The organism is Agromyces sp. NPDC055658, from assembly GCF_053618155.1.
This window is the reverse complement of sequence record NZ_JBSHHD010000018.1, coordinates 53,288-69,819: the sequence shown is the minus strand read 5'-3', so window position 1 is coordinate 69,819 and position 16,532 is coordinate 53,288. Positions and strand designations below refer to the sequence as shown.

The 16,532-nt window shown below is 69.4% G+C and carries 12 protein-coding genes; 8 read left to right on the top strand and 4 right to left on the bottom strand.

Annotated features, from left to right (window positions below):
* Window positions 1-459, bottom strand: a complete 459-nt coding sequence (locus ACWGPE_RS10480) for a MarR family winged helix-turn-helix transcriptional regulator (RefSeq protein ID WP_231431901.1) — start codon at window positions 457-459, stop codon at window positions 1-3.
* Between the two features lie 96 nt (window positions 460-555).
* Here ACWGPE_RS10480 and ACWGPE_RS10475 point away from each other — a divergent pair, with 96 nt between their 5' ends.
* Window positions 556-1,209, top strand: a complete 654-nt coding sequence (locus ACWGPE_RS10475; RefSeq protein WP_275506387.1) for an FMN-dependent NADH-azoreductase — start codon at window positions 556-558, stop codon at window positions 1,207-1,209.
* 71 nt (window positions 1,210-1,280) lie between these two features.
* The gene (locus ACWGPE_RS10470) at window positions 1,281-1,847 is read left to right on the top strand and encodes a hypothetical protein (protein ID WP_452048661.1); all 567 of its coding nucleotides are present in this window, start codon (window positions 1,281-1,283) and stop codon (window positions 1,845-1,847) included.
* 125 nt (window positions 1,848-1,972) lie between these two features.
* Here ACWGPE_RS10470 and fosX read toward each other — a convergent pair whose 3' ends face one another.
* Window positions 1,973-2,401, bottom strand: coding sequence for a FosX/FosE/FosI family fosfomycin resistance hydrolase (gene fosX, locus ACWGPE_RS10465; protein ID WP_376931032.1), 429 nt, complete (start codon window positions 2,399-2,401; stop codon window positions 1,973-1,975).
* Between the two features lie 143 nt (window positions 2,402-2,544).
* Here fosX and ACWGPE_RS10460 point away from each other — a divergent pair, with 143 nt between their 5' ends.
* Entirely contained in the window at window positions 2,545-3,399 is an 855-nt protein-coding gene (locus ACWGPE_RS10460; RefSeq protein WP_275506384.1) for a class I SAM-dependent methyltransferase, read from the top strand.
* A 204-nt stretch (window positions 3,400-3,603) separates the two neighbouring features.
* Here ACWGPE_RS10460 and ACWGPE_RS10455 read toward each other — a convergent pair whose 3' ends face one another.
* The gene (locus tag ACWGPE_RS10455; protein ID WP_452048660.1) at window positions 3,604-8,121 is read right to left on the bottom strand and encodes a beta strand repeat-containing protein; all 4,518 of its coding nucleotides are present in this window, start codon (window positions 8,119-8,121) and stop codon (window positions 3,604-3,606) included.
* A gap of 186 nt (window positions 8,122-8,307) precedes the next feature.
* Here ACWGPE_RS10455 and ACWGPE_RS10450 point away from each other — a divergent pair, with 186 nt between their 5' ends.
* From ACWGPE_RS10450 to ACWGPE_RS10435, 4 genes are all read left to right on the top strand, one after another.
* Window positions 8,308-8,703: a YybH family protein gene (locus ACWGPE_RS10450; RefSeq protein WP_231431906.1), complete on the top strand. Its 396-nt coding sequence runs from the start codon at window positions 8,308-8,310 to the stop codon at window positions 8,701-8,703.
* A 13-nt stretch (window positions 8,704-8,716) separates the two neighbouring features.
* Window positions 8,717-10,105 carry an NAD(P)-binding protein gene (locus ACWGPE_RS10445; protein ID WP_275506382.1) on the top strand — a complete coding sequence of 463 codons (1,389 nt, stop codon included), beginning with the start codon at window positions 8,717-8,719 and terminating at the stop codon, window positions 10,103-10,105.
* 140 nt (window positions 10,106-10,245) lie between these two features.
* The gene (locus ACWGPE_RS10440; RefSeq protein WP_452048659.1) at window positions 10,246-11,061 is read left to right on the top strand and encodes a CPBP family intramembrane glutamic endopeptidase; all 816 of its coding nucleotides are present in this window, start codon (window positions 10,246-10,248) and stop codon (window positions 11,059-11,061) included.
* A 718-nt stretch (window positions 11,062-11,779) separates the two neighbouring features.
* Window positions 11,780-12,124 carry a hypothetical protein gene (locus ACWGPE_RS10435; RefSeq protein WP_452048658.1) on the top strand — a complete coding sequence of 115 codons (345 nt, stop codon included), beginning with the start codon at window positions 11,780-11,782 and terminating at the stop codon, window positions 12,122-12,124.
* Window positions 12,125-12,225: 101 nt separating this feature from the next.
* Here the strand turns inward: ACWGPE_RS10435 and ACWGPE_RS10430 are convergent, their stop codons facing one another.
* Window positions 12,226-14,784 (bottom strand): ATP-dependent Clp protease ATP-binding subunit, encoded by a 2,559-nt coding sequence (locus ACWGPE_RS10430; protein ID WP_452048657.1) that lies wholly within the window; start codon window positions 14,782-14,784, stop codon window positions 12,226-12,228.
* Window positions 14,785-14,925: 141 nt separating this feature from the next.
* Here ACWGPE_RS10430 and ACWGPE_RS10425 point away from each other — a divergent pair, with 141 nt between their 5' ends.
* On the top strand, window positions 14,926-16,464 hold the full coding sequence (locus ACWGPE_RS10425) for an ATP-dependent nuclease (RefSeq protein WP_452048656.1): 1,539 nt from the start codon (window positions 14,926-14,928) through the stop codon (window positions 16,462-16,464).
* Window positions 16,465-16,532 lie beyond the last annotated feature (68 nt).

The window sequence follows — 16,532 nt, the reverse complement described above, 5'->3', positions numbered from 1 at the left end:
CTATCGGCTGCGGATCGGCGCGCTCGGGTCGATGGCGGCGAGCGCCGCTTCGAGCGCCTCGGCGAGCGCGTGCACGCCGTCGGCGCCGGCGGGCGCGAACTCGCGGTCGATCGCCGGCAGGTAGGCCTTCGCCCCGTCGAGGAAGCGCCGACGCCCCGCGGCGGTGAGCACCGCGTAGGCGGAGCGCCGGTCGTCGGGGTTCGCCTCGCGGGCGACGAGCCCCGCGTCGACGAGGTCGTCGACGAGCCGGCTCACGCGGGTGCGGCTCAGCACGACCCGCTCGCCCAGCTGGCCCATCGTGAGCGGCCCGCCCTCGTCGTGCAGTTCGAGCAGCACGTCGTACCAGCTGAGCGGCAGGCCGCCCTCGGTCGCGACCGCCCGCTCGAGCCGGGGCAGCACGGCGGCGTGCAGGCGCAGCAGGGACTCCCAGGCGCGTTCGGCATCACTCGGCTTGCTCATGTCCCGAACCCTACCACTTGCGTGCGTGCGCACACATATGCCAGACTCGCTCCCGTCGATTTATGTGCGCTTGCACACACTTGAAAGGAACGAGCCATGACCACGCTCCTGCACATCTCCGCTTCGCCTCGTGGTGAGGCCTCCCACTCGCTCGCCATCGCCCGGAGCTTCGTCGAGTCGTTCGCGGAGGCCTCGCCCGAGGCATCCGTCTCGCACTGGGACCTCTGGGACGGGTCATTGCCCGCCTTCGGCCCCGACGGGGCCGGCGCCAAGATGCGGGTGTTCGCGGGCGACGAGCCCGAGGGCGCCGAGGAGATCGCCTGGCACCGCGCGCGCCTCGCGTTCGAGCGCTTCGCCGCCGCCGACCTCTACCTGTTCAGCCTGCCGATGTGGAACTCGGGCGTGCCGTACATCGCGAAGCAGTTCATCGACGTCGTGAGCCAGCCGGGCTGGGTGTTCGGCTTCGACGGCGAGACGGGGTACTCGGGCCTGCTCGAGGGCAAGCGCGCCGCAGTCGTCTACTCGAGCGCGGTCTACGGCGAGGGCCGTCCGCCGTCGTTCGGCGCCGACTTCCAGCAGCCGTTCTTCGACGGCTGGCTGCGCTGGGCGGGCGTGAGCGAGATCGACTCGATCGAGTTCCGTCCGAACCTCGCGATCGCCGACGCCGAGCCGGGTCGCCTCGCCGCGCACGCCGAAGCGCGGCGGCTGGGTGCCGAGTTCGGGCGCGACGCCCGGGCCGCGGCGGCCTGACGCGCCACGCGCGAGGCATTCGGGGGTTCACCCGATACCGCCCGCCCGCGCGGGTCCGCTTGGCTCGAGGCATGTCTCTCGTCACGTTCCTGCGCGGGTGGGCGGCGGTCGCCGTCGGCTGCCTGCCGCTCTTCGCCCTCATGCTCCTCCCCCAGCTCATGCGCAGTCGCGCGGGCAGCGAGTCGCTGCTGATGGTGGGGATGCTGCTGCTCGTCGCCCTGCTCGCCGCCGCGATCGTGTTCGCGCCCGTGTTGAACGCGATCGCCGCACCGGTGGCCGGCACATGGGAGCCGCGCACCGCGCTGCGATCCGCCCGCGAGGTCTGGCGTCGCCGCACCGGGCAGGCGTGGCTCGCGTTCGGACTGCTCGTGCTCGTCTACGGCGCGGGCCAGGCGGCCGGCTACCTCGTCGGCGAGGCGGTGCCGTACGTGCACGACAACCCGGCGGCCGCGACCGATCCGACCGCCCCGCTGTGGATCATCGACTACCCGGCCTACGCACTGCAGGCCGTCGTGCTCTACGCCGTCACGACGCTCGCGATCGCGCTGTACGCGGCTCGCCTGCGCTCGCTCGCGCTCGGCCGTTCGGCGCCTTCGGCGGACGGCGCCCCACGTGGCGCCGGTGTCGCCGCCGACTGACCGACGCCGGTACCGGTCGCGCTTCACGGCACGGTCGGTTGCGCCTCATCGTGAGGCGCAAGCGACGTTGCTGGATCGGAGACCCACGCGAGTTTCCGACACGCGTTCGTCGCTTCGCGCCTCGGTCATTCGGCGGCAGGCGGCGCGTACACCGCGAGGCGCTCGCGCAGCGATCCCGCGTGCAGCTCGAAGAGGTGCCCGTCGTCGTCGTAGAAGTAGACCGACTCGCCCTCGCCGTCGACGCGCGACCGCGGCGGGCGCACGTCGAGGCCGAGCCCCGTGACCGTCTTGCGAAGCGCGGGCAGGTCGGCGCGCTCGACCTGGAACGCGACGTGGTTGTAGCTGCGCGGCAGCCCGCCGTCACCGAGCATCGTCGCCACCCAGGTCGCGGCGTCGCCCTCGCCGACGAGGAAGAACCGCTCCTCCGACAGCGAGAAGGTGTCGCGGCCGCTGTCGTAGACGCGCACCGCGCCGAGCACCTCGGTGAGGATGCGCTCCATGCGGTCGAGGTCGCGCACGATGAACGTCACATGGCTGAGTCCGCTGCTGGTCACCGGGTCAGGCTACGCGAGGCGCACCGCGCCCTTCGAGGCAACCTGCCGCCCCGAGCCCGATCTCCGTGCGCGCACGGATGCGGCGACGTCGCACCGCGCCGACACTCGCTCCTGTTGTCATCACCCGACCGAAGGAGCCCCCGATGACCGAATCGAACCCGACCACCTCCGCCGGCGTCGGCAGTGATGCCGACCGCGAACTCAAGTCCCGGCACCGCAGCATGTGGGCGTCGGGCGACTACCCGGCGGTCGCCGCCGACCTCGTCTGGCCGCTCGGCGCGAAGCTCGTCGACGCGACGGGCGTGAACGCGGGCGACCGCGTGCTCGACATCGCGGCGGGAACCGGAAGCGCCGCCATCCGGGCCGCCGAACAGGGCGCCGTCGTCGTCGCGAGCGACCTCGTGCCCGAACTCTTCGAGGCGGGCCGCCGCAACGCCGCCGACGCCGGCGTCGAGCTCGAATGGGTCGAGGCCGACGCCGAACGGCTGCCGTTCGACGACGCCGCCTTCGACGCGGCGATCTCGGCCATCGGCATCATGTTCGCACCCCACCACGAGGCGGCGGCGGGCGAACTGCTGCGCGTCGTGCGCCCCGGCGGCCGCGTCGGCGTGCTCAGCTGGACGCCCGAGGGGTTCATCGGCCGCATGTTCCGGGCGATGAAGCCGTTCGCGGCGCCACTGCCCCCGGGCGCGCAGCCCGCCCCGCTCTGGGGCGACGAGTCGCACGTGCGCGAACTGCTCGGCGACGCCGTCGACGGCGTCGAGGTGCAGCGCGACTCGGTCGCGATCGACCGCTTCGCCACGGGCGCCGAGTTCCGCGACTACTTCAAGGCCAACTACGGCCCGACGATCGCGGTCTACCGCCGCATCGCCGACGACGCCGACGCGGTGCGGGCGCTCGACGACGCGCTCGCGGCGCTCGGCGACACGCAGTTGAAGAGCGACGGCGACGGCACGATGCGCTGGGAGTACCTGGTCGTCACGGCGACCCGTCGCTGACCCGCTCGTCCGGTTTCGAGACGCTTCGCCGCTCCGCGTCGGCGCTCCTCAACCAGCGGAGTCGCTCCGCGTCGGCGTCACTCGACCAGCGCAGCGACGAGCACCTCCGCCCCCGTGAGCCGTGTTCCCAACCGGCTCACGGGGTTGCTCCCGTCTCGGCTCGTCGGGCGCCGGCCTCGTCCGGCCACCCGAGGCAGAAGGTCATCATTGCGCGGTGCAGCTCGTGAAACCGGTCGTCGCCGGTGCGAGCAGTGTTCCGTTGACGCCGATGCTGCCCGACGCGCTCGCGTTCAGTCCGTTGACGTAGTTCTCGACCCCGGGTGTCCCGGTCACTCCGGCCGGCAGCCCGTCGATGCCGAAATCGTTCGTCGTGGGGCTCGTCGAGTTCTTGGCGAGGTGGATGCCGGGAGCGACCACGCCCCCTGTGCTGGTGCCGCCCTTGGTGGTGTTGCCCGAGATCTTCACGCAGAGTCGGGCGTCGTCCGACGCCGTCGCGCCCGACTCGGTCCGGATTCCACCGTACGCGCCCCCGGTCGGGGCCTGCACGGTGTTGTTGAGGATCTGGGCGGTGACTGCTGAGACGCCATACGCGTCGACTCGCACACCTGGTCCGCTGGTCGCGCCGACGTTGTTGTTCGTGATGCGCGCCGCGAGCGTCGCGCCGACGTTCTCGAACGACAACGCCGTCGCACTGATGCCGGCGCACCCGCCCGTGTTGCCCGCTGCGATGACGTTGGCATCGAATTCGGCGGTGACGTTCATGGGCCCGCCCGCCCGCAGGCCGATCCCGTCGCAGTCGAGGTGACGGATCGGCTCCGCGATCGTGCCGTTCTCCGAGACGTCGAGGTTGCCGTCACCGGCACCGAGCAGCTGGACGTCGACGAATCGATCGGGCTGGTGCTCGAGCCCGCCGGCACCCCCGTCCATTCGGTTGCCGGTGATCGCGATGACGTTCGTCGAGTTGCCCGGCGTGCCGAGCACCGCTTCCGTCGGGCCGTTCTGGTTTCCACCGACCACGCGAACGCCGTATCCGTCGCGGAAGTCGGTGATCACGTTGCCCGAGATCGTCGCCTTCGTGATCGTCGCCGCACCGACGGAACTGCCGGTCGCCGACACGAACACGGCCGAGCCCGGCGTGAGTTCGTCGCCGGAGTCCGCGATGCGGTTTCCGCTGATCGTCGCCCCGGAGATGGTGCCCCCGCGGTTGGCGATCGAGATGCCGGATGCCTCGTTCGAGGTGAGCACGTTGTTCGAGATGTCGACCGCGCCCGAGAGGTTCACCAGGTTCGCCCCGTCGAACGCGATGCCGTCTTCGCCGTCGCCGTCGCCTGCGCCGGTGACAGTGCCGTTCGTGAACGAGAACCCGTCCACGCTGGCGCCCCAGACGCCGTCGCCGGCGCTGTTCTCGATGCGCATGTTGCGGAACGAGGCATCCGCCGTGTTCTGCAGCGAGATGCCGTCGCTCGTGGCCGCCGCGATCGTGCCGCCCGAGGCATCCCCGCCCTGAACCGTGCTGCCGGTGCCCGTGACGTGCAGGCCGCCCGCCGAGCCCGTGCCGGCGAGCACGATGCCCGAGGTCGCCCCGTTCGACGAGATGCGCTCGAACGTGACGTCGTCGGCCCCGATGCCGGTCAGCGCGATGGAGAGCGCGGTGCCGGTCGTGCTCGCGAGCTTGTTCCCCGTGCCGGTGACGACGATGGTGCCCGAGGTGGAGACGTCCAGCGCTCGGCCGCTCGTCGTGGTGACGTCGAGGCCGCCGCCCGTGATCGAGAGGCTGTGCCCGCTGGAGGATCCGAACTCGATTCCGTCGACGGCGCCGGTCTCGAGGTGCTTCGACGGGCCGGACAGCACGGTGGCGCCGCCGGTGTTGTTCGCGACGATGATGCCGCCGCCCGCGTCGCTGCCGTCGGTGATCGAGCCCGAGAGCGTGACGGTGCCGCCGGTGCGGCTCTGGATGTCGACGCTCGCGGTCGCCGGGCCGTCGGTGATCGAGCCGCCGTAGGAGATGTCGCCGTTGCCGCCGCGCACGCGGAACTGGGTGAGACCGGACCCGCCGCCCGAGAGCTCACCGGTCGCCGCCGAGAACGTGCCAGCGCCGATCTGGTCGATGTTGATGCCGTACGGGCCGCTCTTCGTCGCGGTCACCTCGTCGAACGAGAGGTTCGAGCCCGACGAAGCGCCGACGTGGACGGCCGGACTGTTGGTCGCGACGATCTTCGCGGTCGCGCTCGCGGGCACGGTCACCGGGCCGGTCAGGCTGAGGCTGAATGCCGCTTGGCCCGTGCCGTTCGTGCGGATGTCGAGGTCGCCGAACGTGAGGGCGCCGGTCGTCTGCTGCAGGTTGACGCCGCCGCCGTTGGGCACACCGGCGGTGACGACCTGGTCGATCTGGCTTCCTTCGAGATTGCAGAGTCGCGCGAGGAAGGTCCACCCGGTCCCCGTGGTGCGGATCTTGACAGTCGATGCCGGGTCGAACACGACCTTCGGGGTGGAGTCGACGAACACGCCGAAGCCGACGACGTCGACCTCGAGGTCGCCGATCAGGTTCGTGCCGGTCATGCCCTGCAGCGCGAGTGCGATACCCCCTTCGACGGTGTCGACGATGCGCACGTCGTCGATGGTCGCGTCACCGCCCGGGTCGCCTGCGATGTCGACGACGCCGATGCCGCCGCCCGCAGTCGTGGGGTGCACCTCGATCCCGGCGATGCGGTTGCCGACGCCGAGTCCGACGACGTACACCCCCGAGGCCATGGTGATCGTCGGCCGCTTCGCCGGGTCGCCGGTGTGCAGGGTGCGGCCGCCGACGACGAGGTCGGATGCCTCGCCGATGAGCTGCTGGTCGTCGTCGAGCGCGATCGCCGTCGAGTACCCGGTCGTGGTGCCGTCGCCGTCGAACACGAAGATGTCGTCGCCCGCGCTGCTCGCCGCCGCAGCCTGCGCGATCGTGTCGAAGGGCCGGCTCACATTGCCGCTGTTGCCGTCGGCGGCGTTGTCGACGTACCAGACGCAGTCGCTGATGGCGATGGTCACGTGCCCGGTGTCGGTGAGCGCGCCGTCGGTGACGGTGTAGTCGAACCCGTCGGTGGTGGCGGTGCAGCCGTCGGGCGGAAGGTAGGCGACGTCGCCGTCGGCCTCGAGGGCGACGAGCCCGCCCTGCTCGGTCACGGTGACGCCGGCCACGATCGCGAGCTCGGTGCCGGGGTCGGCGTCGGTGTCGCCGTCGAGCAGATCGCCGATGACGACGAGGTGCGGGCGGGCGGGGTCGATCGCACCGTCGGTCGGGTCGTCGATGACGAGGAGGGTGTTGCCGACCGCTGCGCTCGAACCGTCGAAGGCCTCGTCGTCGGCATGCGGCGCGTCGGCGATGCAGGTCACCGTGACCGAGACCTGCGCGTTCGCGTCGCCCGGGGTGAGCGTGTAGCTGAACACGTCGGGGTCGCCGCCTGGAGCGGTGCAGTAGTCGGGGTCGGGCTGGTAGGTCAGCCCGGTGCCGGCGCCCGTGATGACGACCGCGCCGTGGTCGGGCTGCACGACGCTCGTGATGCTGCGGGGACCGCCGTCGGCGTCGGGGTCGTTCGAGAGCACGTCGATCGCCGTGGCGGAGGCATCCTCGTCGACCATCGCCGCGTCGTCGACGGCGTCGGGCAGGTCATCGACGCACGTGACGGTCACACCGACCGTCGTGGTCGACCCGCCGGGCGCGAGCGTGTAGGTGAAGTCGTCGGTCGTGGTGCCGGGCGGGTCGTTGCAGAACGCGGGACTCGGTTCGTAGGTGAGCGACGCCTCGCCGTCGGCGACCTCGACGGTGCCGTGGTCGGGCTGGGTCACCTGGTCGATCGCGATGGGCCCGCCGTCGGTGTTGCTGTCGTTGGCGAGCACGTCGATGGCCGAGGCGCCGCTGTCCTCGTCGACGGTCGCGGTGTCGGCGACCGCCGTCGGCGGTATGTCTTCGTCGACGTCGCCGACGTGGATCGTGAACACCTGCTCGAGGCTGCCGCCGTAGCCGTCGGTGCCGCGCACCCGGATCGAGTAGCTCTGCTTCGCCTCGTAGTCGAAGCTCGAGGCGGTCTTCAGCGTCGAGCCGGTGATCGTGAAGCCCGCGTTGTCGTCGTCACCCGTGCCGCTCACGAGCGCGAACGCGGCCGTCGCGGCGGGGTCGCCGTCGACGAGGGCGAGCGTGCCGACGACGGTGCCCGCCGGCTCATTCTCGAGCACGTCGTCGTTCGAGAGGGTGAGGGCGCTCGGGTCGTGGTTGCTGATGAGCCAGCGCTGCTCCCCGGCGAGGCAGGCGGTCGAGGCATCCACACGGCGCAGCACGCCCGAGCTCGGCGCGCAGAAGGAGATCGGCTCGCCCGTCGTGGTCGGCACGACGAGCTTGGTGCCGGCCGGCTTCGTGCCGGTGCACGACTTCGCGGAGGTGAAGCGGCGCACCGAGCCGTCGGGCTGGACGCAGAGCGTGGTCGGCCCGGGCCAGATCGTGACGACCGTCTCCTGCTTGGGGCGGCAGTCGCCGGCGCCCGAGGCCGCGCGCAGCAGCCCGTTCGACTTCTGGGCGCACGCGTAGCGCAGCTGCGTCGCATCGTCGGCGGCGTAGGCGACCGACGGCGCAGCGAGCACGAAGACCATCGCAAGCACGGTGAACAGCACGAGGGCGAGTCGCGCCGGCCGCCGCGCCTCGAGGGTGAGCACCTCGACGGTGCGCGGGCGGGACGCGTGGGACATGGGTCCTCCTCGAGGCGGCGCCAGCGCCGTCCATCCGCGATCGTCGGGCTCGATGCGGAACTAGGGCCGATACTCGCCCCCGTGGGGCACCATCCGCTAGCCCCGAGAACGGGGGTCGCGGCTGACCACCGACACGCGGGCGCGCTGCTCGTTGTGCCGGGCCGCAGACCGGAGGATCCTGAGACCATGAGCGATCGTGAGGATTTCTTGATTTGGCTGCACGAGGACTTCGTGCGGGCCGAGCGGGCGATGTTCAACGGCGACGACGGGCCCCGGCGCGCGATCTGGGCCGAGGATGAACCCGTGAGCGTGCTCGGCGCCTGGCGCAACGCGACGAATCGCGCCGAGCTGATCGAGGCGTTCGAAGAGCTCGCGACGAGCTTCTCGGACTGCACCGACTACGCGTTCGACCTCGTCTCGTTCGACGTCGGCGGCGAGATGGCGTACACCGTGGGCTACGAACGCGTCGCGGGGTCGGTCGACGGCCAGCCGCGCACCTTCACGCTGCGCGCCACCCAGGTCTACCGGCGGGGCGACGACGGCTGGCGGGTCGTGCACCGGCACGCCGACAAGGTCGGGTAGCCGGGAGGGTCGCATGTCCACCCCGGTCGAGGCCGACTACCTCGTGGTCGGCGCCGGCGCCATGGGGATGGCCTTCGTCGACGCCCTCGTCGACCACGCGCCCGACGCGCGGGTGGCGCTCGTCGACCGACGTCACAGCGTCGGCGGGCACTGGCTCGAGGCCTATCCCTTCGTGCGCCTGCACCAGGCCTCGGCGCTCTACGGCGTCGCGTCGACGCTGCTCGGCGGCGGTCGCGTGCAGCACCGCGGGCCCGAGGCGGGGCTGCAGGAGCGGGCGACGAAGTCGGAGATCTGCGCGTACTACGAGCGGATCCTCGCCGAGCGCCTGCTCGAGTCGGGCCGGGTCGAGTTCTTCGCCGGCTGCGAGCACCTCGGCGACCATACGTTCGTCTCGCGGGTCTCGGGCGAGCGTTTCGCGGTGCCCGATCGCTGCCGCGTCGTCGACGCGCATTACCTCGCTCCGCGGGTGCCGGCCGAGGTGCCGCCGCCCTTCGAGGTCGGCGACGGCGCGCGGGTCGTGCCGGTCAACGAACTCGCGCACCTCGACGAGCCGCCGAGCCGCTACGTGATCGTGGGGTCGGGCAAGACCGCGACCGATGCGTGCGTCTGGCTGCTGGGGCGCGGCGTCGCCCCCGACGCGATCACGTGGGTGCGACCCCGCGACCCGTGGATGCTGAACCGCGCCGTCGTGCAGCCCGTGCCCGAGGTGTTCCTCGGTTTCGTCGCCGACATGATGGAGGCCGCCGAGGCGGCGAGCACGCTCGACGACCTGTTCCTGCGGATGGAGGACGCGGGCATCATGCTGCGGGTCGACCGTTCGGTGACGCCCACGATGGCGAAGGCTCCCACGCTCGCGCTGTGGGAGCTCGAGCTGCTGCGCACGATCGAGCACGTCGTGCGCCTCGGGCACCTCCGGCGCGCGGAACGCGGAAGCATCCACTTCGACGACGGCTCGATCACGATCCCTTCCGACGCGCTCGTGGTGCACTGCGCCGGCGAGGGCCTCGTCTACCGCCCGCTCGTGCCGGTCTGGTCGCCCGGCGCGATGACGCTCCAGCCGATCCGGGCGGGGTTCCCCTGCTTCGGTGCGGCGATCGCCGGCTACGTCGAGGCCACGCGTTCCGACGACGACGAGAAGAACCGGCTCTGCCCGCCGTCGCCCTACCCCGACTCGATGGCGTCGTGGGCGCGGATGACGGCAGTTGGCACCCGCAACGCGGGATCGTTCGGGGCTGAACGCGACATCTCCTCCTGGGCGTCGACGGTCGCGATCAATCCGGCGCGCATCCCACGGGATGCCCCGCGCTCGGCCGTGCTCGACGACATCATCGATCGCGTGAAGACCCACTCGGGGCCGGGGGCGGCCCGCCTCGCGGAGTTGAGCGAGCACTCGCCTGAGTGAGTTCGTCGCGCGCTGCCCGGCCCGTCGGCCGTGATTGTTCGTGCGGCGGCCGCTGCACCCGCACGCCGAGCGTCCTGAAACGGCACGCGCGATACGGTCGACTCGACGCCCCGTCGCCTCGACCCCTCGAGAGGAAGCCCATGACCGCGAACGCCGCAGACCAGTTGAAGGTCCGCCCTCGCATCTGGATCGGCCTGGCGATCTGGCTCGCCTACGTCGCGATCATCTTCGCGATCCAGTCCGCGAGCGGCATCCGGTACGACACCTGGGGCGACAGCGCTGGCAACCTCTTCTTCGGCGGCGGCATCTCGCTGATCATCGCGACGGCGCTGCTCGCGATCACGACGACCCTGCTCGGCTGGTGGCGTCCCGCGATGTTCGACCGTACGCCGAGCCGGCACCGCTGGCCGATCTTCGTGCCGATCCTGGCGGCGATCGCGGCGGTGATGAACCTCGCGGGCACCGATTGGAGCGCATACTCCTTTGCATTCTTCGGGGCGTCGCTCGCGCTGCTGCTCGTGGGCTTCACGGAGGAGCTCGTGAACCGCGGCCTGCTGCTCACCGCCCTGCGGGGCCGGCTCGGCGAGGGCTGGGTCTGGTTCATCACCACCGCGCTCTTCGCGCTCATGCACTTCGTCAACGTGCTGCTCGGCGCGTCGGTCGAGGCCACACTGCCCCAGGTCGGTGCGGCGTTCCTCGGCGGCACCGTGTTCTACATCCTGCGCCGCACGACCGGGTCGCTCGTCTGGGCGATGCTGCTGCACAGCCTGTGGGACTTCTCGGTCTTCGCGACCGGCGTCGGACATGCGGGCGACGTCGCCTCGATCGCAACGGTGCTGTACCTCGTGGCCGGCCTGCTGGGCCTTGGTTGCGTCGTGTTCGTCATCCGCGGCTCGAACGAGCGGCCGGATGCCGCCTCCGCTCCGACGTCGACTGCGGCGAGCGCGGCCGTCTGAACGAGGAGCGCCTGGCCCCGCGCGCCTGAGGCTTGGGCGCCGTCACCGCGAACGCGGGCCCTACGGCGATCCTGCTCCAGCCCGGCGAGCTCGGGTGCAGCCCGGGCACCGCGCTGCTTCCGGCCGAAGAACTCCAGTCCCCGTACTGACGGCACGGCCGCTGATCGATTCGCGACTCCGACGTTCGTACAAGTCCCAGAACTACGACTGTGCGCGGCAGCATAATCCGAGGAGGATCCGACTCGGCCGCGCCATCGGGGAGGGGACCCGGCGGCAACTGCGAACGGCGATCGCGAAACACGATCGCGCTCCGCGCAAGACCACGGCAAGCTTCCAGGTCAACGCGACGCCCGCCTACGTGAACGTCAACTCCTTCGACAAGTGAGGCAAGCCGCTCGCTCTCTGCACGCCGGCGTCGTCAGTACCGTCAACGGCATCGGTGGAGGAGCCGGCTCCTGGACGACCTCGTAGTCCGGCTCCGTCACAGAGGCGCACGCTGCCGCTGACGCGGCGAACACCCGGTCCTCGATCACGAGGGCCGGGTGTTCGATCGAGGTGGGGCGTCGCCGTGCCTATTGGGTGATTGACTGGGTCGGTGCCCGACATTCCCACCCATCTGAACATCGCCGGAACCGAGTTCGCACGCATCGACTCGCCCGATTCGATCGCATGCTGGACGGCGACCCTCGATTCCGCAGGCGGGGACGATGATCGATCGGTGAGCATCGTCATCGAGCCGGCTGCCTCGCCTGAGCAGGGCGTGTTGCAGCTCGCCGCTGTCGTGGTGGCGCGTTTCGACGAGTTCACCGATCTCGCCGCCGAGTATCTGCAGCAGCGACTCGGTGAACCGGAATACAGGCTGAGCGACGTCGAGCTCCTGGCTCCGCATGGCGCTGAACCGCCGTTCGGTGAACCCGAGGCGGTGATCTGGGCTGATGGCAGCTGGATGCTCCGGTTCGCGGAGTCACGGCTCGAGATCGCGGACCCGTACGGGATCGGGGTGCTCTTCGACGGGACGAGTCCGTGCGCGATCGAGGACCTCTCCGACGCCGACTCGGCCTAGCTTCTGCTCCTGGAGTCGCGGCCGGTCGAGGAGCGAAGCGTATCGAGCCCCTCACGAGGTCTCGATACGCTCCTTCGTCGCTACTCGACCGGCCGATACGGTTACGCCGCGAGCGGCACCACACCCGCCGCCGCGACGACGAACTCGCCGTCGCGGGCGTCGACGTGCACCGCTCCCCCGTCGCCGAGGGCGCCGGAGACGAACAGGTCGCTGATGCGGTCGTCGACCTCGCGCTGGATGACCCGGCGCAGGGGCCGTGCACCGTACTCGGGCTCGTAGCCCCGTTCGGCGAGCAGCGCGACCGCGGCATCCGTGGCCTCGAAGCCGACCTCACGCGACGCGAGGCGACGCGCGGTCGCACCGAGCATCAGGCGAACGATCGAGGCGAGCTGCGGCTGGTCGAGCTTCTGGAACAGCACGATCTCGTCGATGCGGTTCAGGAACTCGGGCCGCATGGCCTCGCGCACCTTGCCCATGACGCGCTGGCGCACGTCGTCGGCCGAGCTGAAGCCCGAGGCATCCGCGCCGGCGACGAAGCCGAGCGCACCCGACCGCGACGCGAGGAACTCGCTGCCGAGGTTCGAGGTCATCACGACGACCGTGTTGCGGAAGTCGACCGTGCGGCCCTGGCCGTCGGTGAGGCGTCCGTCGTCGAGCACCTGCAGCAGCAGGTTGAACACGTCGGGGTGCGCCTTCTCGATCTCGTCGAACAGCACGATCGAGTACGGGTTGCGCCGCACGCGCTCGGTGAGCTGGCCGGCCTCGTCGTAGCCGACGTATCCGGGAGGGGCGCCGACGAGTCGCGACACGGTGTGCCGCTCGCCGAACTCGCTCATGTCGAAGCGGATCACGGCGGTCTCGTCGTCGAACAGGCGGTCGGCGAGGGCCTTCGCGAGCTCGGTCTTGCCGACACCCGTCGGCCCGAGGAACAGGAACGAGCCGACCGGCCGACGTGAGTCGCCCATGCCGGTGCGGTTGCGACGCACGGCCTTGGCGACCGCGGTGACCGCGTCGTCCTGCCCGATCACGCGCTCGTGCAGCTCGCCCTCGAGGTCGGCGAGGCGCTCGCGCTCGGTCTCGGTGAGGCGGTTCACCGGGATGCCGGTGGCCCGCGAGATCACCGCGGCGATCTCGGCCTCGTCGATGACGGTGGCGTCGGACACCGCGGCGCGACCCTGCTCGGTGACCTCGTCGAGCTTCGCCTGCACCTTCGAGATCTCGTCGCGCAGGCGCGACGCCTCCTCGTAGTGCTCGGTGCGCACGGCGGCGTTCTTCTCCGCCTCGAGCTCGCCGAGTCGCGACTGCATCGCGGAGACATCCACCTTCACGCCGAGGCGCAGCCGCAGGCGCGCGCCGGCCTGGTCGATGAGGTCGATCGCCTTGTCGGGCAGCACACGGTCGCTGAGGTAGCGGTCGCTGAGCTCGACGGCGGCGCGGATCGCGGCATCCGTGTACTCGACGCCGTGGTGGCCTTCGTACGCGGGCTTGAGCCCCTGCAGGATGAGCACGGCGTCTTCGATCGACGGCTCGCCGACGCGCACGGGCTGGAAGCGGCGCTCGAGCGCCGGGTCCTTCTCGATCTTGCGGTACTCGTTGAGGGTGGTCGCGCCCACGAGGTGCAGCTCGCCCCGCGCGAGGCGCGGCTTCAGGATGTTGCCGGCGTCCATGCCGCCCTCGCCCGCGCCACCGGCGCCGACGACGGTGTGCACCTCGTCGATGAACACGATGAGGTCGCCCTTGTGGTCGGCGATCTCCTCCATCGTCTTCGTGAGGCGCTCTTCGAAGTCGCCGCGGTAGCGGGTGCCGGCGAGCATGCCGGGCAGGTCGAGCGCGATGACGCGCTTGCCGAGCAGGGCCTCGGGCACGTTCTCCTCGACGATCGCGCGGGCGAGGCCCTCGACGATCGCCGTCTTGCCGACGCCCGCCTCGCCGACGAGCACGGGGTTGTTCTTCGTGCGGCGCGACAGGATCTCGATGGTCTGCTCGATCTCGTCGGTACGGCCGATCACGGGGTCGAGCTCGCCGTTCGCGGCGCGCTCGGTGAGGTCCATCCCGAACTTGTCGAGCATCGGCGTCTCACTCTGAGTGGGTTGAGGAGCGTCCGACGAAGGAGGACGCGTCTCGAAACCCGTCTCCCCGTCATGCTCCCGCATCCCCTGCGTCAGCGCCTCAGCAGTAACCCCAGCCCGCGCCAGCACCTGCCCCGCAGGCGCATCCTGCCCCAGCACCAGCGCGAAGAAGAGGTGCTCAGGATCGATGTACGTCGCCCCCGACGACCGCGCCACTTGGTAGCTGTGGAACAGCGCACGGGAGGCCGACGGTGTGATCGTCGCAGCATTGATATCGGCGATATCGGATGCCGCGGGCAACCGCGCCTCGGTCGCCGTGATGATGCGCTCGGGGCTCGCCCCGACGCGGCGGATCGCCTGCTGCACGCTCTCGTCTTCGACGATCACGCGCAGGATGTGCAGGGCGTCGAGCTCGGTCTGCCCGCGCTCGAGGGCGAAGCGCCCAGCCTGCTGAAGGATCGATTGGGTGCGCGCGGTAAGGAACCGGCTGAGGTCGATCGACCGCGCCTGTCGCGCCTGCTCACCCGCGAGGTATCGGGCAAGGAACTCGTCGAACGAGCTTGCGCCGGCCTCGTTGAAGTCGTTGGGCACCTGGCCTCCTGGTTGAAGTTGAGTGTGGTTCGCTCAAGTTCAACGCAGTCGTGGAAGTAGTATTCCCTCGCAACCTTGGGCCCCCAAAAGAGGGTCATCGGATGCCTGAAGACGGCGAGTGCGTCCCAGTACGCTGACTGGATGGCATTGGGGATGCACGAGCACAGTGAGATTCGCGAGAGCGAGAAACAGGACCTTCTTCGCCGCGTAAACCGGCGAGGGTATGACACCTACCTGTTGGCGATGAACTTGGTTCATCTGCGTGCGTATCGGAATGCGAGCATCCGATTCGACTTCCCGGTCACCGCTCTCGTCGGGCCGAATGGCGGAGGAAAGTCCACTGTCTTGGGCGCCGCTGCTCTGATCAACAAGAACATCAAGCCGCGACAGTTTTTTGCAAAGAGCGGCAAGTACGACGCAAGCATGGTCGACTGGAAGATCGAGTATGAACTGTTGGAGAAGGCCGCGCCGATTCGTCGAACTGCGAGTTACCGAACTGCCAAATGGAATCGTGATGCAGTCGAACGCGAGGCTCTCGTGTTCGGTATTTCTCGAACGATTCCCGCCACTGAACGCAAGGATCTGACTGCCTTCATCGGAGGTTCATTCACCGGCTATGGAGAGACCCTGCTCAGTGCAGACACGATCAAGGCAGTCGAACGGATTCTCGGCAAGGAAGCTGAGAAGTATCTCCTCGTAGATGGAACAAAGGGTGGCGACAAGCAACTTTTCGCTGCAAGGGTGAAGGGCGGGGATGCCTATTCGGAGTTTCATTTCGGCGCAGGCGAGGCCAGCGTCATCCGTATCGTCAGCGACATTGAGATGAGCTCGGACAATTCTCTGATTCTCATCGAAGAGATCGAGAACGGACTTCACCCGGTCGCCACACGGCGACTCGTCGAATACCTGATCGAGGTCGCCCGACGCAAGTCATGTCAGATTGTCTTCACGACCCACTCAAACGACGCACTCCTCCCTTTGCCCGATGAAGCGGTATGGGCGTGCGGCAACGGCGAACTAATCCAAGGAAAACTAGACGTCAACGCACTCAGAACTCTCACCGGCGAGGTAGATGCCAGTCTCGCGATCTTCGTTGAGGATGAGTTCGGAGAAGAGATGGCGCTGGCCGCGCTCAGGCAGTACTCAAGGACTCATGGCGTGAGCATGCTGGGCGTTGCCATCCACGCTGTTTCAGGCGCGGGCACTGCGAAGAAACTCGCCATCACGCACAACGAAAACCCGGCAATCACGTTTGGAGCGATGGCGATACTCGACGGAGACAAACGGCACGATACAGAACCTGAGAAGTATGTAGTGTGTTTTCCCGGCTCCTCGGATCCGGAACTCTTCGTGGCTCATTTCGTAGCCGACCGTTTGGATGAACTTGCCCCGAGGCTCGCGCTGAACCTCAATCTGCAGTTCTCCGACGGCAACCGAGTCAAGGAAGTCGTACGCGAACGACTACGAACGAATCATGATCCTCACGTGCTGTTCGAGCAGATCGGCGAGGATCTCGAGTTCACATCTGGCACCACCGTCGCACGTGCGTTCTTGACCCAATGGGCGGAGCACAGCCCAAACGATCTCATCGAGATCTTTGCTCCGGCTGCCTCGATTATTCCGGGGCATCCGCCGTTTGCCACTGAGTCTCCGGAAGGCGCCGAACAAGTTGCATCCTGAACTCACCGCCCTCCGCCTCATCGATTCATCCAACTGGCCGACTCGAGACTCGCTCCGGACGTGGAGAA